Raw genomic sequence first — 21,585 nt, 5'->3', positions numbered from 1 at the left:
TTTTGAACATTTTTAGATTAACAGGACAAGTTTGAATAGCTGTAATAAGGCATCTAGAACGCATCAACTTCAGTAAACTTTAATCCTTCGAGGTTATTGCGTTTAACCAAGTCGTACAAACTACCTTCTTGATCAGTACAAAAAGTATATATACCAGCTCCTTTCACTTTGAATAAACCACCTTGTATAATTTTATCTTTACTTAAGGTTAGCTTTTTAAAGCGTCTTACTCGGTTTATGCGCCCATTTTTCATATTGTACTCAGTGTGCTCTTCATTTATCGCCTCTTGTTGACCTAAAATATTTAAAGCAAACCATTTTTCACCATTGAGGTTTAAAGGTAAAAACTCACAGCATTCTTTGAGTGTAGTTTCAAACTCATCTTTAAGAGAGGCAGGTATTGCAAAAGCCATTGCTCCCCAGCCAGCAATATCTGGTTTGTTAGTTGGCGTCTCACCCTCAACTATTAACCAATCAACATCAACTGGGCGCCAACCGCTGTCTTTAGCTTCACCGTTAAAGGTATATATATCATTGTTAGTAAGCTGCATTGATTGCTCAAGCATTGTTTCCTGTAATAGTAAGTATTCGCCTGCGTTAACACTTACAGCATAAACTTTATCAAAGCTATTCATTTTATTATCCTGGTATCATATTTGATAATTCTTCATGAATTGGGAAGTCACCACTTTGGAGTTCGTCACCGATATCTCTGAGTAACTCTATAATATCAGTCCGTCCTAACCCTTCACCAATAGTAGCAGTGCCATTTAGGGTACAAGAATACAATCAAGTAATTTAGGTTGAATAAATCTACACAGCCATTTAAGCACTCCCAAACCCAACCCAAAAATTACCTCATGAACAGCACTTAAAGTTAATTGGTTTAATACATCTAAAAAACAAACAGGGTTATTGGAGTTATAAAAATTGACACTATCGTCAGCTAGGGTTACAGTAACCCTACTTTGCAAACGTATAGCGAGCTACTGTGAATAGCAAGGATTTAATCAAAAAGCTAGAACAAGCGGGTTGGCAGGAAGTTAGAGTGAAAGGTAGTCATCATCACTTTAGACATCCAAACTATAGCAACCTGCTCACTGTACCTCACCCAAAGAAAGATTTAGGCAAAGGGTTAGTAGCAAAAATACTAAAAGATGCAGGGCTTTAATCCTATTTCCTTATCACTGTAGATAGACGTAACACTAGGAGAATAGCGATGTTATATCCAGTCGCAATTGAGAAAGGCACAAGTACAGAAGCATTTGGCGTAGTGTTTCCAGACGTTCAAGGCTGTTATAGTGCGGGTGATTCTTTTGAGCAAGCATTACTAAATGCCAAAGAAGCGCTCGACACTCATTTAGAGCTTCTAGCCGAAGACGGTATTTTACCACCACAAGCCAGTAATATTGATGATCACATCAATAATCCTGAGTTTGCAGGCTGGGTGTGGGCATTGGTTGATATTGATCTTGAACCTTACTTAGGCAAGGCTGGTAAAATTAATGTCACACTACCGAATCTACTTACTAAACAAATTGATGATTTAGTAAAAGCACATCCACACTATAAGAGTCGCTCAAACTTTTTACAGTTAGCGGCTATGCACGAAATACAAAATATTTCTGCACCATAAGTTAAGGACGCTTAACTTATGGCTTCAAACTAATATTAAAAGTTAATTTAAGCGCTAAACAGAGCGCTTTCTTTTTACTTAGCCAGTTCTGAAATAAAGGTATGTATTTTTGCGCTTCTTTAAGGTTCAGCCCAAGATATCGACCTAACGATATAATTAGTTGTTTTCCATCAACTCGGCAACGATACTGCCAAGTAATTACACCTTTAGCTGATACCCTTACACTCAAACTATCTCTATGCGATAATACTTGTGGTGTTTGGTTTTTATATAGCAGCTTTCTTAATTTAGTGTCGCTGATTGCCATTTAATACTTTATACACACTTAGCAAAAAATTTATACACACCATGTAGATATTGCAACGTATTCGAATAGATAACAAAAAAGAACAAAACAGCCAAAACCTATGATTTTAAAGGGCTAAGAGACAGAATGAGTGAACCAAAATACTACGAAAACCAACCAACAATCTACTGGCACGACTACGAGACTTTTGGGGCTAGCCCACAAAAAGATCGCCCAAGTCAGTTTGCAGGTATCCGCACTGATCTAGATTTAAATATTATTGGTGAACCGTTAATTGAGTATTGCAAGCCTGCTGCCGATTACTTACCGCATCCAGAAGCCTGTTTGATCACAGGTATCACGCCACAAATTGCAATGCAAAAAGGCTTAGTCGAAGCTGAGTTTATGGCAAAAATTCATACCGAGTTTAGCCAACCTAATACCTGTGTAGCTGGTTATAACAGTATTCGCTTTGATGATGAAGTAACACGTTATAGTCTATACCGTAACTTTTATGACCCTTACGAGCGAGAGTACAAAAATAATAACAGCCGCTGGGATATTATTGATTTAGTACGTGCATGTTACGCACTGCGCCCTGAAGGTATTGAATGGCCACTTAAAGAAGACGGCACGCCTAGTTTTAAACTTGAACATCTAACGGTTGCCAATGGCATAGAACATGCCGCAGCTCACGATGCATTGAGTGATGTAACAGCAACGATTGCGCTTGCGAAACTTATAAAAGAAAAACAGCCTAAGCTTTATCAGTTTTTCTTCAGCTTACGTTCTAAAAAAGCGCTCGCTGATTTAGTCGACGTATTTAACATGACACCACTTGTGCATACCTCATCACGCATTCCTGCAAGCCAAGGCTGCACTAGCTGGATTGCACCTATGAGCTTTCATCCGGTGAACAAAAACGCCATTATTTGCTTTAACTTAACTGAAGATCCACAGGTGTTATTAGATTTGTCGGTCGAGGAGTTACGCACTCGGCTTTATACCAAACACAGTGATCTTGGTGAAGACGAAGCACCGGTGGGCTTAAAGCTCGTACACCTAAATAAATGCCCTATTCTTGCGCCAGCAAAAACCTTGTTACCTGAAAACGCAGCGCGTTTAGGCATTGACCGCGAAAAGTGCCTACAAAACTTGGCTATCTTAAAAGCGAATACTGAACTTCGCGACAAAGTAACCGAGGTCTTTAATGGGCAGCGTGATTTTAGTGAAAACCAAAACCCTGACTACCAACTTTATGATGGCTTTACAAGCAATGCAGATAAAGCCAAGTTTGCCATTATTCGCGATGCAAGCCCTGAGCAACTAGCCTCGATGCAACTTGATTTCGATGACAAAAAGTTTGCCACCTTACTATTTAGATATCGCGCTCGAAACTGGCCACAAACTCTTAGCCAAGATGAGCTGGCTACATGGCGTCAATATTGTCAAAACAAGCTAATGCACGGTGAAGATAGCCCATCAATTAGTGCGCAAGATTTCATGATCACCCTTGAAAACCTAGCTCATGAAAATGATGATAACGAAAAAAATCTACATATTTTAAAAGCGTTGTACAATTACGCACAAAGCATGTAATAAAAAACGCGACATTTTGTCGCGTTTTTTATAAACAATATCACGTTACTTTTTATGTAACGCTTCAATACGTGCCAACAAGCTTGAGGTGTCGTAGCGGCCGCCACCTAACGCTTGTACATCAGCATAGTATTGATCAACCGTGGCTGTCATCGGCAAGGTTGCGCCGTTTGCCTTTGCCTCATCAAGCGCAATGCCTAAATCTTTACGCATCCAATCAACAGCAAACCCAAACTCGTACTCACCCGCCCACATAGTTTTGTAGCGGTTTTCCATCTGCCATGAGCCTGCAGCACCTTTTGAAATAGTTTCGATCACTTTTTCACCATCAAGACCCGCTTGTTTAGCAAAGTGCAAACCTTCCGCTAAACCTTGTACCACACCTGCGATACAAATTTGATTAACCATTTTGCAAAGCTGACCAGAGCCTACTTCGCCTAATAATTGGCTAAAGCGGCTAAAGGCAGCCATAACAGGCTGAACAACATTAAAATCAGTCTCGTCGCCACCGACCATCACGGTTAATACACCATTCTCTGCTCCCGCTTGGCCGCCAGAAACTGGCGCATCTAAAAATGCAACACCTTGTAGTTTCGCTTGAGTCGCCACTTCGCGGGCTACCTCGGCCGAAGTCGTTGTATGGTCAACTAAATAGCTCCCAGACTCCATGCCCGCAAGCACACCCTTGTCGCCATAAACAACTGACCGTAGGTCATCATCATTACCCACACACATAAATACAATTTCAGCGCCTTTTGCAGCTTCACTAGGTGTTTGAGCATATTGACCTTGATACTCTGAAGCCCACTTTTGCGCTTTTGCTGTAGTGCGGTTGTAAACAGTCACGTTGTGACCTGCGTTGGCAAGGTGACCTGCCATAGGGTAACCCATTACACCTAATCCGATGAAGGCGACTTTCATTGACATAAAACTGACCTATTTGAGTGATAAATTAGTAACAATTTCATTATCTCAATCGAATAACTAAAAAGCGAATGAAAAAAAGTTCATTTAAACCGTTTAAAAACACACAGGTAAAACATGGATAGTATATATCGTTTCAATGCCCAGCTTACATCCGGTGAAAATTTCAGCCTTGAATCGTTAAAAGGAAGAACAGCACTTATCGTAAATACCGCCAGTAAATGTAACTTTTCAATGCAAATGGCCAGCCTTGAAAAACTCTATAATGAGTATCAAGGACGCGGATTTACAGTGCTTGCTTTCGCCTGTAATCAGTTTGGTCATAACGAGCCGTTAGATGGGCAGGAGCTACAGACTTTCTACCAACAGCATTTTGATGTTAGCTTTCCTATTTTTAATAAAGTATTAGTCAATGGGCCTGAGGCGCATCCGTTATTTAATTATTTAAAATGCCATACCCGCGGAATTGCGCAAAACCGCGCAATTAAATGGAATTTCACCAAATTTCTTATAAACTCAGAGGGTCAACTTGTTGCGCGATATGCCCCGCGCACTAAACCTGAAGCCCTCAAAATGGTGATAGAGAGTAATTTAAATGATGAAACTGGCCTTATTCAGTGCGCAAAAGTATGAACAACCGTTTTTTGAAAGGAATCTAACGGAATACGCTGAGTCAGTTTCGCTCAGTTATTTTGAGCAATCTCTCAACAGTGCCACAACACCTCTATGCCATGGTTTTGATGCAGTGTGCGTATTTGTAAACGACACTGTCGATAAAGATGTCATAGCCAATATGGCCACTTTAGGTATTAAAGCCATATTATTACGTTGTGCGGGTTTTAATAATGTTGATTTAGCAGCCGCCAAAGAGCACAACATCAAGGTTTGTCGTGTCCCAGCTTATAGCCCTGAGGCCGTTGCTGAGCATTGTGTAGCACTTATGCTAACACTCAACCGAAAAACCCATAAAGCCTTTAACCGAGTACGCGAAGGAAATTTTGATTTAAATGGCCTGCTGGGTTTTAACCTGTTTCAAAAAACCATCGGTATTATAGGTTGCGGTAAAATCGGCTTAGCATTAGTGAATATTTTAAATGGTTTCGGTGCAAAAGTGTTAGTGTGCGATCCTGTCGCTAAAAAAGGCGATTACACACTTTGCGACTTAGACACACTGCTCACGCAAAGTGATGTCATCTCCTTGCATTGCCCACTAAACGAACATACTCATCACTTAATTGATGCCAAGGCATTTGAAAAAATGAAAGACGGTGTCATGCTGATTAACACCTCTCGTGGTGCACTGCTCGATACACAAGCATGTATTCAAGCACTTAAGTCCAAAAAACTCGGTCACTTAGGACTTGATGTTTATGAGCAAGAGTCAGAGCTTTTCTTTAAAGATCACCGCGAAGAAATCATGCAGGATGACATTTTTTCTCGCTTGGTTAGTTTTCCAAACGTGCTTGTTACTGGGCATCAAGGTTTTTTCACTCAAGAAGCGCTTAGCGAAATTGCTTGCACAACATTACAAAGTGCCAACGAACTTAGCCAAGGTTTACCATTAACGAATGAGGTTCTTTAAGTAAAGAGTTAAGTTTTAAAAATAAAAAAGGCCTAGCTGTTTACTACTAGACCTTGTTACTAATTATTGTTCGTTTAGTCTTTCGCTATTATCGAGCATTTTTACTGGTAATTGGTGTTTAACCAAGAAATCATAGAAACGCAAATCGTCAATTAGATCAGAAGAAGCAAGCTCGAAGTCTTGGTAAGTGTGATTTTTAAAACTAAACCTTACCGTATGTTCGAACCTTTTGGTTTGAGAGTAGAGAATTTCTGTCACTTCAGATATGTTTAATTTAACGCCTAATAACAGTAATTCACCATCATCGATTGCCACCTCACCAGAGCTCTTAGGCTTTAGCATCCAATAATCTACAATCATAGAAATTATACAACACACAACGATAAAGCCGAGTTGCATCACAAATGGCTTTTCCGCAAACTCTGCCAAATAGTAAGCAAACATACCACCAAATAATAGCCTATATAGGAGGCTGTTTAGCAGTTTGAAGCTCACTCTCTTCCTTTTTCTCATTAATGTTTGCAAAGCTTATCCTCCCTTATCAGCTCCTTTAATTTATATCCCTTTTAGCAAATAATGCGTTATTGTTTTTGCGATAACTCTTTAAGTGCATCTATAAAGTGTGTGTGATTGTATGAATAACTGCCATCCTCTTCTGTAACTAGCGAAGGACTCTACTAAAATAATCTTATAACTTACAGTAAGTATTAATTTTTACTGCAACAACGCCACGTTCACAAATACCGCCGTCATCAATAACGGGCAGACAAAGCGAATGTACTGAGCAAACCAATAATGTGGGCCACTCGATACTTGATGCAATTTATTACCACGCTGCCATAACCAGCCAACAGTAATGAAATAGAACAGTCCCATCAAGGGTAATTGGTACTGCGTGAGCACCATAATCACTAAGCCAAATAACCAATCAAAGTTAAGGATGATCAGCGATGAAGCAATAAACACCACTAAGGTAACAAATAAAGTTGCTTGTTTACGCTCAATACTGTGGTTTTCAACTAAAAATGCGACTGGAATTTCGGTTGATGAAATGGTTGAGGTCACCGATGCAATCGACATCAACACAAAAAATAATAAACCAACCACTAAGCCTACTTGCCCCATAGTGCTAAATAGCTCAGGTAAAATAGCAAAAATTAACTGTCCTTCGCCTACCAACTTACCGCCGCTAAACACTTCTACGCCGTTATGCTGGGCAACAAAAATAGCCGGAATAATCAATAAACCTGCTAAAAATGCCACACCCGTGTCAAGTAATGCAACGGTGCCAGTTAGTTTTGGTAAGTTCGCATCAGGCTTTAAATATGAGCCGTAAACCATCATACAGCCGACGCCTAACGACAATGAAAAGAACGCCTGCCCCATTGCTGCAATAATTAAGTTCGCATCGAGAATTTGGCTAAAGTCAGGCACTAAATAAGCAGCAAAACCATCCATTGCACCATCTAGGGTGCCTATGTAGCCAATTAAAGCCACTAGCAATACTAACAATAATGGCATTAAGCGGCGTGACCAGGTTTCGATACCTGATTTAACCCCTTTTAAAATAATGCTTGCGGTTAGAATAAGCATCAATGGCGTAAACACAAAGTTGCGTGCCATTGAATCACTATGTAAAAAATGACTTAACTCAGTCAGACCAAAAAAATTGGCAATTGGTTCAAGTGCGTACGCGAGCATCCAACCTGCAACGATTGAATAAAAGCTCAGCATCACAACAGCACCAAACAGGCCTATGTAGCCGGCTGCTGCTCCCACTTTGGGTGCGGTGTCTTGCCATGCACTTGATAGCGCTTTAACTGGGTTAGCCTGCGCTTGGTGGCCTAAAAACAGCTCAGTATATAAAGCAGGAAGTGCTAACAAGAAAATAACGATAAAATAAACAAGTAAAAATGCACCGCCGCCATGGTTTGCCGCCTGCGTTGGGAACCCCCAAATATTACCTAAACCTACTGCCGCACCAGAAGCGGCAAGTACAAAACCAATACGACTTTGGAAGCCATCACGAACTTGTGCCATACATCTACATTTCTGTTATTATTTTTCCTCATTAAACCATAATTACAGTCAACTGCGTAAACAATTTGCGTTTGTTCGTGCCCATACAAGAGCATTTGCTGTAAAAATAAACAAATCTAATTGTAGGGTTTCGTAAAAGCCACAAACCATGAGCAGTCACTATTTTTCTAACACCTTAAAAATTGATTCGGCGCTAAGTTCAACTGATAAACAAGTTGTACTTATGGATGCTTCACGTATCGATATCAGCACCTTGCCCGTTGAAAAGTTACTCAGTGAATTCGAACTCAGTGTACTTACAAAACGCAAAATGCCAGCCGCTAAGCAAGAGTATATTGCCACGCGCTTAGTACTTAAGTATTTACTAAAACGCAGCATTCCTTTACTCAAAAATACACCACTTTGCGCAATTTCGAGCCAATTTGATGACGTAGACAACAAATTGAAGCTTCACTTTCCTGTAAGTGAACCAATTTGGGCCTGCTTATCACATTCCCGTGGTTTTATTGGTGCAGCACTAAACCCTGAGCAAAATCAATTTGGTTTTGATATAGAACACTGTTCGAAAACACGCCCTTTTGTGAAGCTCGCCAAACATTTTTACGATCACAATGAAGTTAATTTAATAAGTAGCTTTTGCGATATAAATGAGCAAGCTGGATGCTTTTTTAGGATTTGGACACTGAAAGAAGCACTTGCCAAAGCAACATCACAACCTATCGCTAAACTTTTGAGCCCAAATGTGTTTACTGAAATCGAAAAACATAACCTCACGGCCTCAAGTAACACACTGAATGATTTTGACATAAGCGTGGTGGCACAAAAAAGCACTGACTGGCAGTGCTCTTTTATTAACTTTAACGACCTATGCCGCGACTTGGCTTTCTAATAATCGACTATGAATAGCTTGAACAACAAGGTCAGACTCGCCCTGCTCCACCAAAAAGCACAGGTTATGTTTACTTGCACCATGACAAATTAAACGAATATTAAAATCACTCAATACTTGCATCAAGTTGGTCTCTTGTTGTCGTAGTTGAATCTCAGAACCAATTAGAGCCACCAGCGTTAAGTTATTCTCAACCGACACATGACAAAACTCAGAAAGCTTATCTAAACAGGCTTGATCCAGCTCAGGACGTGATGCATTCGGTGCGTTATCTAACGTGATTGCCACACTGATCTCTGAGGTAGTAACCAAATCAACCGAAATATTAAATTCACTTAAGATAGTAAATACACGCGCTAAGAAACCGCTCGCAAGAAGCATTTCTGGACTTTTAACCGTTAAAAGAATTTGGTTCTTACGCTGTGTGACTGCTCGAATACCTGGCTGCTCTGACTTTTCTTTTTCAATCCATGTGCCGCCTAATTGTGGCTCACGGCTCGAACCAACAAACACACTAATATGACTACGGCTTGCTGGTAAAATAGTAGCTGGGTGAAGCACTTTTGCCCCAAAGGTAGCCATTTCAGCAGCTTCATCAAAGCTTAGCCTTGCAATAGGTGTAGCTTTTACACATAAACGCGGATCAGTACTGAAAATACCCACCACATCCGTCCAAATATGCACACTCTTTGCGTTGATTGCTTCTGCTAGTAATGCCGCACTGTAATCTGAGCCGCCACGGCCTAAAGTCGTTGTTTGGTTATATTCATCACTGCCAATAAACCCTTGTGTTACTACAACTTGCTCAGCTAACAATGGCACTAAATGTTTTTTTGCAGCAGCAGCTGTTGCAGCAATGTTTGGTGTGGCTTTAGCGAATTGGCTATCTGTTTTTAATACTTTACGCACATCAAATCGCACAGCATCTAAACCCTGGCCACGCAACACTTGCGTAAATAAATACGATGATAAGCGCTCACCAAAACTGAGCAGCTCGTCTTGCTCTGCCGCTGATTTAACCCCTTCAGTCGCAAGCACCTGAAATGCTCTTAAAGTCTCATTAAAGCCATGAGCTAAATCGGCATCAAGCGATAGCTCAGCTAAAATACTCTCTTGAATAGCAATAACACCCGTGATGTGTTCATCGCGCTCAGCAGCGCTCAAATCACGTTTACACAATGCAACTAAATGGTTAGTAACGCCCGCACTGGCACTCACAGCAACAATACGTACTTGGTTATCTGCGCATACAATTTCCGCACAGCGACTCATAGCATCAAAATTAGCTACACTGGTGCCACCAAATTTTGCAACAACGTAATCTGATTTTGTGTTGGCGGCTAATTGGGTATTCATGTCGTCTCCTTTTGTGGAAAACTATCCACAGTAATTCAAGAAGAACTCGGCAAGGGGGTGCTTTGAAAATAAAGAGTAGTCCATGCCAGAAGCTCTCCACCTAGTTTGGTGACAGTTTTGAGGATTCAGCCCCATAAACCGAAAAATAACCGTGACGTCCAGCTATTTTTCTCGGCGAGTACTTCCCTCATTAATGGTCATTGGCGTTCGTCACCTCACATTAATTACCTAAGTATCGCACCTCTTCTGAATGTTAAGTTAACACTTGGTTAAAATAACAAAGCCTGCTGTTAAAAGCAGGCTTTGAAAGTTATCGTTTAGACGTCTAGCTGTCAAGTGTTAAATAAAACTTCCCGCTAGGTGTGAGCCATAATAACCCGCTGTGTAGGCTATTAATAAATACAGCGACATTTTTAAGTAACTCATAAACGTTAATGCTTTGACTTTACTCATGGCAATAATACCCGCGGCAGAGCCAATAATGAGCATTGAACCACCAACTCCTGTTGCATAGGTAAATGACAACCACTGCTGAGGGCTCATAATAATGTCAGCTTTCAGTAATGCAGCTGTTAGTGGCACGTTATCAACCGCAGCCGACAACAAGCCCATCAAGTAGTTCGCATACTCAGGAGCCATAAGCTCATATAAATGTGTAAATTGAGATAACACACCCACTTCTTTCAGTGCACCAACTAACAGTAACACCCCAACGAAGAACAACAGTGTGTCGTATTCAATCTCACGAATATAATCGATGATTTTTTTGTTTACGTCTTTTTTGCGCATCAAGAATTGCGCAACCAAAAACATCAGTGATAAACCAAATAAAAAGGTTAATAACGGCGGCACACTATAAAGCACGCTCAAAGTTAACGTGGCAATAATGGTCGAGAAAAAGATAACCGCAATGGTAATGTCGGTTTTTTCAATACGACGAGCCATTTGCTTTTCAAATACCACATTACCCGACATTCCTGCTGATAACATCACAGCCAGTAACGCAACGCTTGCAAGCGAAGGCACAATAAGTAATAACAAGTTACCAATAGTGACTTTTTCATCGAGGAAAATCATTAAGGTCGTTACATCACCTGTAATAAGCGATACCCCACCCGAGTTCACACTAAATACAATTAAGGTTGCGTATTTTATTAATTTTTTAGGGTCTAATTTCAGTGACATCACCACCGCAAGCGAGATCAAAGTCGCGGTTATATTGTCTGAAATCGATGAAAATAAAAACGCAAAACCACCAATCAAAAACATCAGCTTCCGTTCACTGATTTGATTTGGCATAATTTTATGAACAATATTTTGAATAAACCCTTTCGAGTTTAAATAAGCGACAAAGGTCATTGCAGCCATAAGAAATAACCACAACGTCGCTATTTCTAAAATATTATGATCAAGTTGATGTTGGATAGTTTCTGGGGTTTGCCCATGAATTGGAGAGATAAACAAGATAATCCAGCATAAAGTGCCAAAAAAAAGCGTCGTTTTGGCCTTGTTTACATGGATAATATCCTCTATAACGATAAGCAAAAATGCCACCGCTATCAGGGTTAGGATAAGTGGGGTTACCATGGTGTTTGAACAACCTTTATAATAATGTAAAAATTGTAATTCGAGTGTTTCGGCGCGGATTCTAGCAGTATCTAAGTCATAAAACTATTCTCAATTAGATAAATTACTACTAAACGCTAACACCAAAATTTTGATTTACTGGAGCCATATGATCCCAGCTAAAAAGTTATTAAATACCCTTACAGAGCATTGGGGGGTGTTAGAACTATTATTTAAACGTTTTAAGATGGCTGATTTCAGCTTAAAAGACGTACAAAATGCGATAAAACAAAAACAGCCAAGCTGGTCAAATGAACGTATTTATAAAGAAACAAATCGTTTATTGAATCAAGATATCATTATTCCTCTTGCGAAGTCGTCACAATTAGAAATCAACCGTGCTATCGCTGATTTTGCGACCTTTTTATTGCAAGAAGAACACCTAGGTCTTGCCCAAGAAATCAGCGTATTAGTTGATGACTTAGCGCGCCTAGGCAACCGCCTTGCCAAAGCGGGTGAAATTGAAGATTACGACGAGCTTCGCCGTTTCAGCCGGATTATGGATGATCGGGTACGCAAAATAATGAAATTGTTTGCCCACAATGAAAACGCGATATTAAACATTGTTGAGCAAGCGAAAGCAGACAACGCCGTGCAATCTTTGCAAAAACGTTATCAAGCAGTGATTGAAGCGTTTGATGAATACATAGAACCTATGCTTGAAATGGTTGATATTCGTGGTGACTTCCACGCGTGCTTTAACACCATCGAAGCGCAAATTAGCGCGCAAATCGAGCAAATTGACCGTCTTGGTAAGTCATATCAAGACAAGCGCATGCTAGAGCAATTACGTACCCGTATTTTAGAAATGCATTTAGTTGGCCGTGAAAGTTTACGCAAAAGCGCCGATATGTTGATGCCACTGCGAGAAGAATTGCGCCGCAACAACCTAATTACTCGCCAAGCGGCCAAAGTGCTTGGTTTAGTGCGTAAAAATGGCGTCGATAACATGTTAAGTGCTGTACAGCCTAACTTTGTCTCAGACGCACAGCGTTTTTCACTTGGTCAGCAACGTCATATCGTGGCCTATATGGCAGGCTTAGTTGACTTTGAGCACGATGAATATCAACTACCAGAACATGATGATGTGCCTGCCTATCAAAGCCCACATATTCCTGATTACAACGATGTTAAAACACAATTTAAAAAGCGCTTTAAAAAAGCCAGCAAAAAAGCTCAGCCGCTGCTTAGTTTCTTAGATGAAAGCTACCCAGACTTAGAAGCTGACGAAATGCTGTTCTTGTATCAAAAACTCATTAGCGATGGCGACCTTGAAATTAGCCAAAGCCAAGAGAAAGTAAAAATAAAAATTGCCCAGCAACACTTCTCTCTTTATCCATTTAACTCATCGATTGCTGACGATCAAAAAGCAACAGAGCAATAACCATGACAGATATTAATTTAGATGATTTAACGCATCTGCAAGCTATTAATAAAAAGCTCACATCAGGCTACCACATTAGCGAACAAGACACGCTGATGTGGCAAGAGCTTGATCAACACATTGATGCTTACCGCGCGTTATTTAATGCCCTTGGCCATGACTTACAACACGATAGCCGTGGCTTTTACTATTTTGGCAGCGATGAAAGCACCCCAAACATGGGGAAAATTTCGCGTGCTATCGCACTGACTATCTACATCTTGATTGAGCACTATGCCAATACCGGTAAAGATCCAATGCGTGCCTTGTTTGACGAGGTAAACGACCTTGAACTCATGCAAACCTTAGTGCAAATCAACAAGCACTTGTTTGATCAATTAGAAATCTTCTCAGGCTCAGATTTACGCAAAGACGTGTACCTTCGTATGGTGCGTTTAGGCCTTGCTCGCGAAGTAGAAAACGGCTTTATGCTGCAAGCACCCATTTATCGTTATATCGATGCATTAATGGAAGTAAACGAAGAAACCTACCTAGGAGAGGACGAATAATGCAAAGCCAAAGCCTTTACGGACTCAGCAAACTTGCACTTTTAAATACCGCTGGCTATGCAAAATGCGTGATCCCTCTGGATAAAAGCAGCTCAATTTGTGCACCCAACAATACTGGTAAAAGCTCGGTGATTAATGCCCTGCAATTTCCACTGATTAATGATCTACGCCTAACAGAATGGGATGGCCACGATTTAGACGAAACCCGAAAATTCTACTTTTCGTCAGATCAATCCTATATTTTACTCGAAGCCGATTTACCAAACGGCCCAGTGGTGATTGGTGTTGCTGGCCTTGGTAAAATTGCCGGTTATGCACATCAGTTTTTTTGCTATCAAGGTAAATTAGACCTTGAGCACTACACCCAAGGCAAAACCATTGTAAAATTCACCAAGCTTTTTAATCACTTAAAAGAGCAAGGTTTCAATCCAATTGAATTAAAAGCGCAAGAGCTAAACGCCTTACTCACTGGTGGCGCGACCCCGTTTGATGGCGATATCAATTTAAAGATGATCCCGCTTAACAACGTGCAAGATTCAGCGATTTATAAAGAAATTTTTCGCCGTATCCTTAACTTGCATAAGTTAGGTGCCAGTGATGTTAAACGCTTTATGCTACGTGTTTTTGAACGTCATATGTCAAACTCACGGGTCGACTTTTATGAAGTGTGGCGTCGCTCATTTGATAAAGTGAATCGCGCCAAACGTGAACTAAAAGCCCTTGAGTCAATGCAAGAGCCAATCGCAGCCCTTGAATCTATGCTTGAAAACCAAACGGTTTTAAAAGGCAAGCTTGCAGCCTATGCGCCAAAAATTGACCAAGCACTGATTGACTTTGAAACCTATCAACAAGAGCAACTCACTGAGCTAAATATTGCCCTTGAAGATATCGAGCACGAAAAGCATGAGTTTGACCAAAAGCAACAACTGTATATTCAGCAATCGCGTGATATTGAGCGTAAACAAACTCAAATTGAACAATGGTTTTTAGACTATCGAGCGCTTAAATCTGAGTTTGAACTAGTTAACAAGGCCACTTTAAAAGTAAGCCTTACGCAGCTTAAGCAAGATTATGAATCGCTATCGCATTCGTTAAGCAGTGCTCAAGGTCAAAGCTTGCACACGCTAGATTACCGTATTAGCGAAACACAAAAGCAAATTAAGAGCTTAAAACTACAGCTGAAGAACCTTGAGTTCAATTTATTCACCCGTATGCGTGAAGATTTATCTTTAAAAGAAGTTGAAGAGATTTCGCGTATTCTGAACCCAGATATCTTATCGTTTGCCACCACCAGCAATGGTGATGTTGAGATCACAGACGAAGATGCCTTTGGTGAGTTCTTAGAGCAGTTATCGGCTAACGTGAAAGGCAGTGTACTAACTCTGCCTGGTGCGACGATTAAACTTAAAAAGCTAAGTCCAGTGCAAATGCAAACGGGTGAAAATAAAGAGCAATTAACCGCGCAACTCGCAGCCCTTGAAAACTCACTAAAAGAGTTTAAACAACAGCGCGAAGTCGCAGCTAATGTCGCCGAAAAGCAAAAAGAAAAAGATGCCTTATATGATGAGCTAATGGCCTCAGAAGAAGCATTAAAACGCTTTGAACAATTTGAAGTGATGCAGCAATCTGTCGATGCACAAACCCTGCTAAAAGAGCAATTAAATGCAGAGCGCGAACAAGTTGACGACTACCTGCAAGACATTCAAAAGAACAGTGGCTCAATTAGCGACCATCGTTCAATTATCAAATCGAAAAAAGATTTGCTTGCGCGCCAAGCTGACCGCTTACGTCAAGTTAAATCTGAACGTATTGATCACACCCTTGATTTTTACTCTGGCAAAGTGACTCCATACATGATTGAAATCAGTATTGATTTTGATAACTTAAGCGATCTCATCCATCACTTTAACAAGGACTGCCAAGAGCTACGAAACTTTGATATCAACGTACGTAACACCTACATGCATATTTACAATGCGGGTATTACTAAATTTGATAACGAAAACGATGAGTTTACTAAATACGAAAAGCTGATTAGCGCGTTTCATAACATTGATAACGAGCGCGATGCCGTTGAGCGTCAAGGCCGCGTTGCGTTAACCGAAGTCGCCGCCACCATTAAAGGCTTGCGCGAAGACTTAGACCGCCTACGCCGCGAAATGAATAGCTTTAATAAAGGGATTAGCCAGCACCGAATCTCTAACCTTCAAGCATTCAAAATTAATGTTATTCCGCGCAAGATGCTGGTTGATAGTATTGATACCATTATCAGTACCTCAAATCAGTTTGAGCAAGGCGATACCCTCGATTTATTAAGCCAAGAGCCTTATAGCGAATCTGCGGTAAACGAAGCAAAAGATCATTTAATTAAGCTTGCTTCAGAAAAAGCCGGTCTAACACTGACCGACTTATTCGATATTCGTTTTGAAGTGGTGAATCGTGCGGGTGACACTGAGCACTTCGAAAAAATCGATTCAGCAGGTTCTAACGGAACACGTATCACTATTAAACTATTATGCGGCATGCTATTCATTCGCTATCTATTAAGTGATCAAGAACAAAACCTGTATCGTATTCCTATTTATATTGATGAAGCAGCGGATATCGACCCACAAAACCAAAAAGCAATTATCGAAACGGCTCTGAGCTTTGGTTTTGTGCCGATTTTTGCTTCTGTAAAACCACAAGTAAGTTGCGACTACATTGTACCTATTCGTACAGTAAAAGATGGCGCGCAAAACTGGGTAGACGAAAAAGACTGGATCGAAGTAGAACACAGTACTTAATACAACATGTCATGGATGACTGTATTTACAATCAATTACAGTACTTTTTTTGAAATGTGCCATAGTAAATAAATAATCATTCAGTTGAATTATTTTTGTGTTATGTTATCAAATAAGTAGTGGAAATTTTGCCAAGGAGCAAACAGTATGAAAAACTTATTAATCGCCACGGCTGTATTACTTTTAGCGGCTTGTGCCAAAACCCCTGATTGGGATTACGACAAATCAGCAGACTTTAGCAACTATCAAACTTTCTCTTGGGTTCCTAACGCGAGCCTAACTAAGAATGTTGCAAACTACCAAATTAGCCCGTTAATGGAAAAACGTGTACGTGAAGCCGTTAATGCTGAGCTTGAAAAAAGCGGTATGAAACTTGTTGATATGGCACAAGCAGATGTACTTATTAACTACCATGCATCGGTTGATAAAAAAATCGACGTTGATACCTTTAATGTCGGTTACGGCGCACGCTGGAACTATTGGGGCATGGGTTACAACACGCAAACAACTACTCGCGAATATGAAGTAGGCACACTGATTTTAGACGTGGTAGACCGCGCTTCTAACCAACTAGTTTGGCGTGGTGCAAAAGAAGGTCGTTTGCAAAAGAACCAAACACCTGAAAAACGCACTGAGATAATTAAAGAAACAGTTGCTAATATTCTAAGTAACTTCCCACCTAAACCTCAGCAGTAAAGTGTTAACACATCGTTTAAAAGCTCACAAATTGTGAGCTTTTTTGTTTGTGATGATTAAAGTTTGCTATGATGCCGAAAGTAACTCTAAATGGAATTCGGGGTCTTAGAGAAAGATCCAAAAAGGAATAAAATGAAATTAACTTGCCAAACTGTAAAACTAAAATAGCGACTAAAGATATAAAAAAGGTTAACAAAAACAACCTCTTTATTGAAAATCAATGTCCCTCTTGTCAAGCATGGTTTTGCTTAAATAAAACACAGACGATTTTAAAAATCGTTGGTATTTCTTTATTGTTAATAACTAGCTTACTCAATATTTTTAATATTAAAACTGAATATAGCCTAGCTTTTTCGATCATTGGTTTTATAGGCATTTTTATTGCACTCATCATCACTTTCTTTGGTAAATATGACGCGGTTAAACAATAAAAATTCAAACCGAAACAAAAAACAGATTTTAAATAAAAAGTAGACACTGCTCTAATTGCACAACCGCGCCTTAGCGGTTTTTTATTACCTATTGAAATCTGGTTGGAGTGGTATAACTGGATGATTCAGATACAATAGCCGCAATTTTGCAGTGAGCTCTTATAGTGTTCACTGCCCTAGGTAAATCAAATACATTCAAGAGAGTTTTAGATGGTACGCGCAGTACAGCTTACACTTCCCGCTTTATTCGTCATTTGCTCAGTGCTAGCAGAAGACGCAAACAATATTGAACAAATCACCGTTGAAGTCTCAGCAACCGCAAATAAGGAGCCTGTCGGCACTTTTGATGCGCCTGTATCAAATTTAGAATATGACCCCCGTGTAGATTTGCAGTCACGTAATATGGCTGAAGCACAAGCTGATGTAACCATTCGTGGAGGTATTTTCGAAAATACCGGCTTTCGTGTTGGCAGTAGTACCTTATTCGACCCACAATCGGGGCACTACTTCGCTGAAATTCCTATTGCGCCACAAATGCTTACCGGCCCTGCCATTTTAACAGGTGCTGATAACGCACTGTATGGCATGAACAGCTCTGTTGGTACAGTTTCATTTAGCTGGCGCCCTATCACAAGCACTGGAAGTGTTTCACTTGGCACTGGCACAAATGACTTTAACTTATTAAGCATTCATGCTGCCCACAGCCAAAAGCTTGAAAGTATGCCCGATTGGCGATTAGGGTTTGAGGGTGAATACTCAAACTCGCAAAGTGATGGCTCAATTGATAATGGCGATCACGACTTTGAACGTGCCTCAGCGCGCATTCAACTTGCCAGTGACTCATCACAAACTGATTTAATGTTCGGACGCCAAGAGAAATTTTTTGGTTGGCCGAACCTTTACACACCATTTAATTTTAACGAAACCGAAGATCTTGAAACCAAGCTATTGATGCTAAACCACAAACAAATGTATGGTGAGAACAATAGTTTTGAAGTAACAGGTTATTATCGTAAACATAACGACCATTACATATTATCTCGTGAAAACCCAGCTATGTTTGAAGCGTTTCATGAAACCACGGTTAAATCATTGGGTTTGTCGGGTCGTCATTCGCTCAATAACAGCTTTGCAGTTAACTACTCAGGACAGTTTATTGCTGATTCAATTGAATCAACATCTCTTGAAAACAACTTTACCTCACGCAATTACACTAAACTAAGTATCTTGCCTGAGTACAAGACAGCCCTTGCATCTAACAAAGAGCTTACTGTTCGTGTTGGCACTGCATTTGACGATACTAACCGTGATAGCTCAGATACCTCTTTTATTGCCGATGCGAGCCTGAAAGTGATTAATCAAAATGGCAGTGAACATACTTGGTATGCATCATACGCAGAAGCCTCTCAAGTACCTGGTTACACCGCTATTGGTGGTAGTGAAACGGGCGGATTATTTAGAAGTAATTACAACCTCGAGCGCGAAACGACCGATAACCTTGAGCTAGGTTTATTGATTGAAGAGTCATCTTGGCGTTTAGATTCAGCTATTTTCTTCCGAAAAGATAAAAACCTAACGGATTGGACATATCGCTTTGATGCAACCTCAGCACGTTTTGCAAACCCAGTTGACATAGACACCTTAGGCGTTGAGTTTTTAGCGAATAAATCGTTTGAAAACACAGAGCTAATTGCCAGTTACACCTATTTAGAAAAGTCAGAAGACTATGGCACGGCTGATATTGATGCCAGCTTTTATGCGCTTAACTACCCTGACCACCGTGTAACACTAGGTGCAGTATGGCAGCCTATGGATGTACTTGAACTGCGCATTGATAACGAATGGCGTAAGCAACATAGTAACCGCCTACGTAGCTCTGACGATGAAGCCTTCTTTACTCAATTAACGCTAAAATTCACGCCAGCTCAGCTTGAGAATGTGTTTATCACTTTTGCTGCTGACAACATTTGGGATGAATCATTTGAAGAAGTTCCAGGTACCCCTGGTCGCGGCGAGCAATATACTCTTAGCGCTACTTATACGTGGTAAGCAAAAACAACAATGCCAGTCAATTTGACTGGCATTTTCCTATCGCGTTACCGTCTAAGATATCTAACGAACCATAACCAAAATTATATTAAATGCCATAAATAAAACTTTGGTTATAAAAAACACAACTGATCCCACTAACCGTTAAAAAATGTTAAAGGTTTAATCTTTTTTAAGTCATCTGCTCAAGTTCAGTAATTAAATACAGTGCTTGTTCGTTAGTGGTGCCACACACATCAATAGTGGCAGAAAAGTCGCTACACACCTTAGGCCTTGATTCATCACCAAATAATTTACATAGGTTATTATCGTCAAGTTGAATACAGCGCTCTCCCGCTGCTTTCCCGTTTGGCATCCCTGGAATAGGTGAGCTAATACTAGGTGCAATACAACAGGCGCCACAGCCTAATCTACATGCCATTTTATCTGTCATTGGGTACCTCTTATAGAACCTTTGTAGCGTCTTTGTAATATGTGCAATGCTTTGTTACATCTTCAAACGCCTTGTAAACACTTTATTGCGTATGCTTAGCCTATCAAGTTTATTTTAATTACCGTCAACCGTGAGGGACTATCCCGTGGCTAGTAAAAAACAAATCATTCTTCCTATCGCCGTATTACTCGGTGGCCTAGGAATGGCTTTTGCGTTTGCTTCAATGAAACAAGCGCCGGTCGAAAAACCAGAACAAGACAACCGTCCGCTTGTATCAATAAAACCATTGAACTTTGATGCTATTACGCTCGATGTAAAATCACATGGAATCGTGAAGCCAAAAAACCACACGGAGTTAGTCGCACAAGTCAGTGGCCAAGTTGTGTCACTGTCTGAGCAATTTGTACAAGGTGGATTTGTTAAGCAAGGCGACATTCTAGCACGTATTGATCCAAATGATTACGAAGCAGCATTAATCGAAGCAGAAGCAGGCCTTGCTCAAGCCAGTTCGGCTCTTGAAATTGAACGTGCGCAGGTATCTGTAGCGCAAGCTGAATGGGATCGCATCAAAGGTGACTCAAACCAAGTTATTCCGTCAAAGTTATATTTACGCAAACCTCAGCTTGCTGAAAAATTAGCAAGCTACCGCGCTGCACAAGCGAGTGTAAAACGTGCAAAACGTAATTTAGAGCGCACTTACATTAAAGCACCATATGATGCCATTATCGACGAGCGATTAATTAGCTTAGGCAGTGTGGTAAACCCTGGCAGTAGCTTTGGTAGCTTAAGCTCAACCTCTATAGCAGAGGTTCGTCTTCCAGTTGCTGATAAAGACTTGCAATACCTAAACAACCAGGGCATTGGTGCAAATGTGTCAATCAGTGCTGAATTTGCAGGTAAACAAACAACATGGCAAGCAACTATTGTTCGCAGCGAAGGCGTTGTTGACCAACGTAGCCGTATGAACTACTTGGTTGCTCAAGTCGCAACGCCTTATGAGCAAAAACAACCTTTACGCTTTGGCTCATATATTAATGCGACGATTGAAGGCCGTGCCCTCGATAATGCTATTGTCGTACCGCACCACTTAGTTAAAGATAAAAAAGTCGCTGTATTACAAGATGGCGAAACACTGACATTCAAAACGCTGAATATCGTGCGTGAGCAAAATGGCATGGTGATCGCTGATAATGGCTTGGCTAATGGTGAAAAGTTAATTACCTCTGCACTTGAGTATCCCACAGAAGGTATGGCTGTAAAACTCGATAACGCTGAATTGAGTGTACCTACAACACAATTAGCACTGAAAGAGGAATAAAG

General features: G+C 40.5%; 20 protein-coding genes and 1 riboswitch. Of the genes, 12 read left to right on the top strand and 8 right to left on the bottom strand.

Translation table 11 applies throughout. The features are described 5' to 3' along the window. Positions 1 to 53 precede the first annotated feature (53 nt). Positions 54 to 635, bottom strand: coding sequence for a hypothetical protein (locus tag L3V38_RS03385; protein WP_237118353.1), 582 nt, complete (start codon positions 633 to 635; stop codon positions 54 to 56). A gap of 356 nt (positions 636 to 991) precedes the next feature. Here L3V38_RS03385 and L3V38_RS03380 point away from each other — a divergent pair, with 356 nt between their 5' ends. Further along, on the top strand, positions 992 to 1,171 hold the full coding sequence (locus L3V38_RS03380) for a type II toxin-antitoxin system HicA family toxin (RefSeq protein ID WP_237118351.1): 180 nt from the start codon (positions 992 to 994) through the stop codon (positions 1,169 to 1,171). 48 nt (positions 1,172 to 1,219) lie between these two features. Beyond that, positions 1,220 to 1,636 carry a type II toxin-antitoxin system HicB family antitoxin gene (locus tag L3V38_RS03375; protein WP_237118350.1) on the top strand — a complete coding sequence of 139 codons (417 nt, stop codon included), beginning with the start codon at positions 1,220 to 1,222 and terminating at the stop codon, positions 1,634 to 1,636. A 16-nt stretch (positions 1,637 to 1,652) separates the two neighbouring features. On the opposite strand, the gene L3V38_RS03370 is transcribed toward L3V38_RS03375, so the two are convergent. Next, positions 1,653 to 1,943: an Arm DNA-binding domain-containing protein gene (locus tag L3V38_RS03370; protein ID WP_237118349.1), complete on the bottom strand. Its 291-nt coding sequence runs from the start codon at positions 1,941 to 1,943 to the stop codon at positions 1,653 to 1,655. A gap of 126 nt (positions 1,944 to 2,069) precedes the next feature. On the opposite strand from L3V38_RS03370, the gene sbcB reads away from it, so the two are divergent. Then, positions 2,070 to 3,521: an exodeoxyribonuclease I gene (sbcB, locus tag L3V38_RS03365; RefSeq protein WP_237118348.1), complete on the top strand. Its 1,452-nt coding sequence runs from the start codon at positions 2,070 to 2,072 to the stop codon at positions 3,519 to 3,521. 45 nt (positions 3,522 to 3,566) lie between these two features. Here the strand turns inward: sbcB and L3V38_RS03360 are convergent, their stop codons facing one another. Further along, positions 3,567 to 4,448 carry an NAD(P)-dependent oxidoreductase gene (locus L3V38_RS03360; protein ID WP_062569339.1) on the bottom strand — a complete coding sequence of 294 codons (882 nt, stop codon included), beginning with the start codon at positions 4,446 to 4,448 and terminating at the stop codon, positions 3,567 to 3,569. A gap of 114 nt (positions 4,449 to 4,562) precedes the next feature. Between L3V38_RS03360 and L3V38_RS03355 the strand changes: the two genes are divergently transcribed. Together L3V38_RS03355 and L3V38_RS03350 are read left to right on the top strand one after the other, a co-directional pair. Then, positions 4,563 to 5,078: a redoxin domain-containing protein gene (locus L3V38_RS03355; RefSeq protein ID WP_062569340.1), complete on the top strand. Its 516-nt coding sequence runs from the start codon at positions 4,563 to 4,565 to the stop codon at positions 5,076 to 5,078. Beyond that, complete coding sequence (locus L3V38_RS03350; RefSeq protein WP_130150175.1) at positions 5,044 to 6,027, top strand: 2-hydroxyacid dehydrogenase; 984 nt, start codon at positions 5,044 to 5,046, stop codon at positions 6,025 to 6,027. The genes L3V38_RS03355 and L3V38_RS03350 overlap by 35 nt, the downstream gene beginning before the upstream one ends. A gap of 63 nt (positions 6,028 to 6,090) precedes the next feature. On the opposite strand, the gene L3V38_RS03345 is transcribed toward L3V38_RS03350, so the two are convergent. Further along, entirely contained in the window at positions 6,091 to 6,522 is a 432-nt protein-coding gene (locus L3V38_RS03345; RefSeq protein ID WP_237118347.1) for a hypothetical protein, read from the bottom strand. Between the two features lie 219 nt (positions 6,523 to 6,741). After that, complete coding sequence (locus L3V38_RS03340; RefSeq protein WP_237118346.1) at positions 6,742 to 8,067, bottom strand: sodium-dependent transporter; 1,326 nt, start codon at positions 8,065 to 8,067, stop codon at positions 6,742 to 6,744. A 148-nt stretch (positions 8,068 to 8,215) separates the two neighbouring features. Here L3V38_RS03340 and L3V38_RS03335 point away from each other — a divergent pair, with 148 nt between their 5' ends. After that, entirely contained in the window at positions 8,216 to 8,956 is a 741-nt protein-coding gene (locus tag L3V38_RS03335; protein ID WP_237118345.1) for a 4'-phosphopantetheinyl transferase superfamily protein, read from the top strand. Here L3V38_RS03335 and lysC read toward each other — a convergent pair. Together lysC and nhaD are read right to left on the bottom strand one after the other, a co-directional pair. Continuing rightward, complete coding sequence (lysC, locus tag L3V38_RS03330; protein WP_237118343.1) at positions 8,933 to 10,312, bottom strand: lysine-sensitive aspartokinase 3; 1,380 nt, start codon at positions 10,310 to 10,312, stop codon at positions 8,933 to 8,935. The two genes, L3V38_RS03335 and lysC, sit on opposite strands and share 24 nt — an antisense overlap. 81 nt (positions 10,313 to 10,393) lie before the next feature. Continuing rightward, a riboswitch (Lysine riboswitch) is annotated at positions 10,394 to 10,566 on the bottom strand. A gap of 85 nt (positions 10,567 to 10,651) precedes the next feature. After that, the gene (nhaD, locus tag L3V38_RS03325) at positions 10,652 to 11,899 is read right to left on the bottom strand and encodes a sodium:proton antiporter NhaD (RefSeq protein WP_237118342.1); all 1,248 of its coding nucleotides are present in this window, start codon (positions 11,897 to 11,899) and stop codon (positions 10,652 to 10,654) included. A gap of 148 nt (positions 11,900 to 12,047) precedes the next feature. Here nhaD and L3V38_RS03320 point away from each other — a divergent pair, with 148 nt between their 5' ends. The 5 genes from L3V38_RS03320 to L3V38_RS03300 all read left to right on the top strand — a co-directional run bounded on the left by L3V38_RS03320 (position 12,048) and on the right by L3V38_RS03300 (position 19,832). Beyond that, a complete protein-coding gene (locus L3V38_RS03320; RefSeq protein WP_130150135.1) occupies positions 12,048 to 13,322 on the top strand; it encodes a hypothetical protein in 1,275 nt (424 codons plus the stop codon). A gap of 2 nt (positions 13,323 to 13,324) precedes the next feature. After that, the gene (locus L3V38_RS03315; RefSeq protein ID WP_062569347.1) at positions 13,325 to 13,870 is read left to right on the top strand and encodes a hypothetical protein; all 546 of its coding nucleotides are present in this window, start codon (positions 13,325 to 13,327) and stop codon (positions 13,868 to 13,870) included. Then, positions 13,870 to 16,656, top strand: coding sequence for an ATPase (locus L3V38_RS03310; RefSeq protein ID WP_237118341.1), 2,787 nt, complete (start codon positions 13,870 to 13,872; stop codon positions 16,654 to 16,656). The genes L3V38_RS03315 and L3V38_RS03310 overlap by 1 nt, the downstream gene beginning before the upstream one ends. Positions 16,657 to 16,803: 147 nt before the next feature. Then, on the top strand, positions 16,804 to 17,352 hold the full coding sequence (locus tag L3V38_RS03305; protein ID WP_062569349.1) for a DUF4136 domain-containing protein: 549 nt from the start codon (positions 16,804 to 16,806) through the stop codon (positions 17,350 to 17,352). Positions 17,353 to 17,993: 641 nt separating this feature from the next. Then, the gene (locus L3V38_RS03300) at positions 17,994 to 19,832 is read left to right on the top strand and encodes a TonB-dependent receptor (protein ID WP_237118340.1); all 1,839 of its coding nucleotides are present in this window, start codon (positions 17,994 to 17,996) and stop codon (positions 19,830 to 19,832) included. A gap of 172 nt (positions 19,833 to 20,004) precedes the next feature. On the opposite strand, the gene L3V38_RS03295 is transcribed toward L3V38_RS03300, so the two are convergent. Beyond that, positions 20,005 to 20,253 (bottom strand): YkgJ family cysteine cluster protein, encoded by a 249-nt coding sequence (locus L3V38_RS03295; protein WP_054562006.1) that lies wholly within the window; start codon positions 20,251 to 20,253, stop codon positions 20,005 to 20,007. Positions 20,254 to 20,410: 157 nt separating this feature from the next. Between L3V38_RS03295 and L3V38_RS03290 the strand changes: the two genes are divergently transcribed. After that, the gene (locus tag L3V38_RS03290) at positions 20,411 to 21,583 is read left to right on the top strand and encodes an efflux RND transporter periplasmic adaptor subunit (RefSeq protein WP_237118339.1); all 1,173 of its coding nucleotides are present in this window, start codon (positions 20,411 to 20,413) and stop codon (positions 21,581 to 21,583) included. Positions 21,584 to 21,585: the final 2 nt, after the last annotated feature.

The sequence above is a fragment of the Pseudoalteromonas sp. L1 genome (genome assembly GCF_021728095.1).
In the GTDB taxonomy this organism is placed as follows: Bacteria; Pseudomonadota; Gammaproteobacteria; order Enterobacterales; family Alteromonadaceae; genus Pseudoalteromonas.
This window is presented reverse-complemented; position numbering and strand designations above follow the sequence as displayed.

Coding starts and splice junctions, on each gene's coding strand:
- L3V38_RS03385 (WP_237118353.1), bottom strand. CDS start 635: ATGAATAGCTTTGATAAAGTTTATGCTGTAAGTGTTAACGCAGGCGAA.
- L3V38_RS03375 (WP_237118350.1), top strand. CDS start 1,220: ATGTTATATCCAGTCGCAATTGAGAAAGGCACAAGTACAGAAGCATTT.
- L3V38_RS03370 (WP_237118349.1), bottom strand. CDS start 1,943: ATGGCAATCAGCGACACTAAATTAAGAAAGCTGCTATATAAAAACCAA.
- sbcB (WP_237118348.1), top strand. CDS start 2,070: ATGAGTGAACCAAAATACTACGAAAACCAACCAACAATCTACTGGCAC.
- L3V38_RS03360 (WP_062569339.1), bottom strand. CDS start 4,448: ATGTCAATGAAAGTCGCCTTCATCGGATTAGGTGTAATGGGTTACCCT.
- L3V38_RS03355 (WP_062569340.1), top strand. CDS start 4,563: ATGGATAGTATATATCGTTTCAATGCCCAGCTTACATCCGGTGAAAAT.
- L3V38_RS03350 (WP_130150175.1), top strand. CDS start 5,044: ATGAAACTGGCCTTATTCAGTGCGCAAAAGTATGAACAACCGTTTTTT.
- L3V38_RS03340 (WP_237118346.1), bottom strand. CDS start 8,067: ATGGCACAAGTTCGTGATGGCTTCCAAAGTCGTATTGGTTTTGTACTT.
- L3V38_RS03335 (WP_237118345.1), top strand. CDS start 8,216: ATGAGCAGTCACTATTTTTCTAACACCTTAAAAATTGATTCGGCGCTA.
- lysC (WP_237118343.1), bottom strand. CDS start 10,312: ATGAATACCCAATTAGCCGCCAACACAAAATCAGATTACGTTGTTGCA.
- nhaD (WP_237118342.1), bottom strand. CDS start 11,899: ATGGTAACCCCACTTATCCTAACCCTGATAGCGGTGGCATTTTTGCTT.
- L3V38_RS03320 (WP_130150135.1), top strand. CDS start 12,048: ATGATCCCAGCTAAAAAGTTATTAAATACCCTTACAGAGCATTGGGGG.
- L3V38_RS03315 (WP_062569347.1), top strand. CDS start 13,325: ATGACAGATATTAATTTAGATGATTTAACGCATCTGCAAGCTATTAAT.
- L3V38_RS03310 (WP_237118341.1), top strand. CDS start 13,870: ATGCAAAGCCAAAGCCTTTACGGACTCAGCAAACTTGCACTTTTAAAT.
- L3V38_RS03305 (WP_062569349.1), top strand. CDS start 16,804: ATGAAAAACTTATTAATCGCCACGGCTGTATTACTTTTAGCGGCTTGT.
- L3V38_RS03300 (WP_237118340.1), top strand. CDS start 17,994: ATGGTACGCGCAGTACAGCTTACACTTCCCGCTTTATTCGTCATTTGC.
- L3V38_RS03295 (WP_054562006.1), bottom strand. CDS start 20,253: ATGGCATGTAGATTAGGCTGTGGCGCCTGTTGTATTGCACCTAGTATT.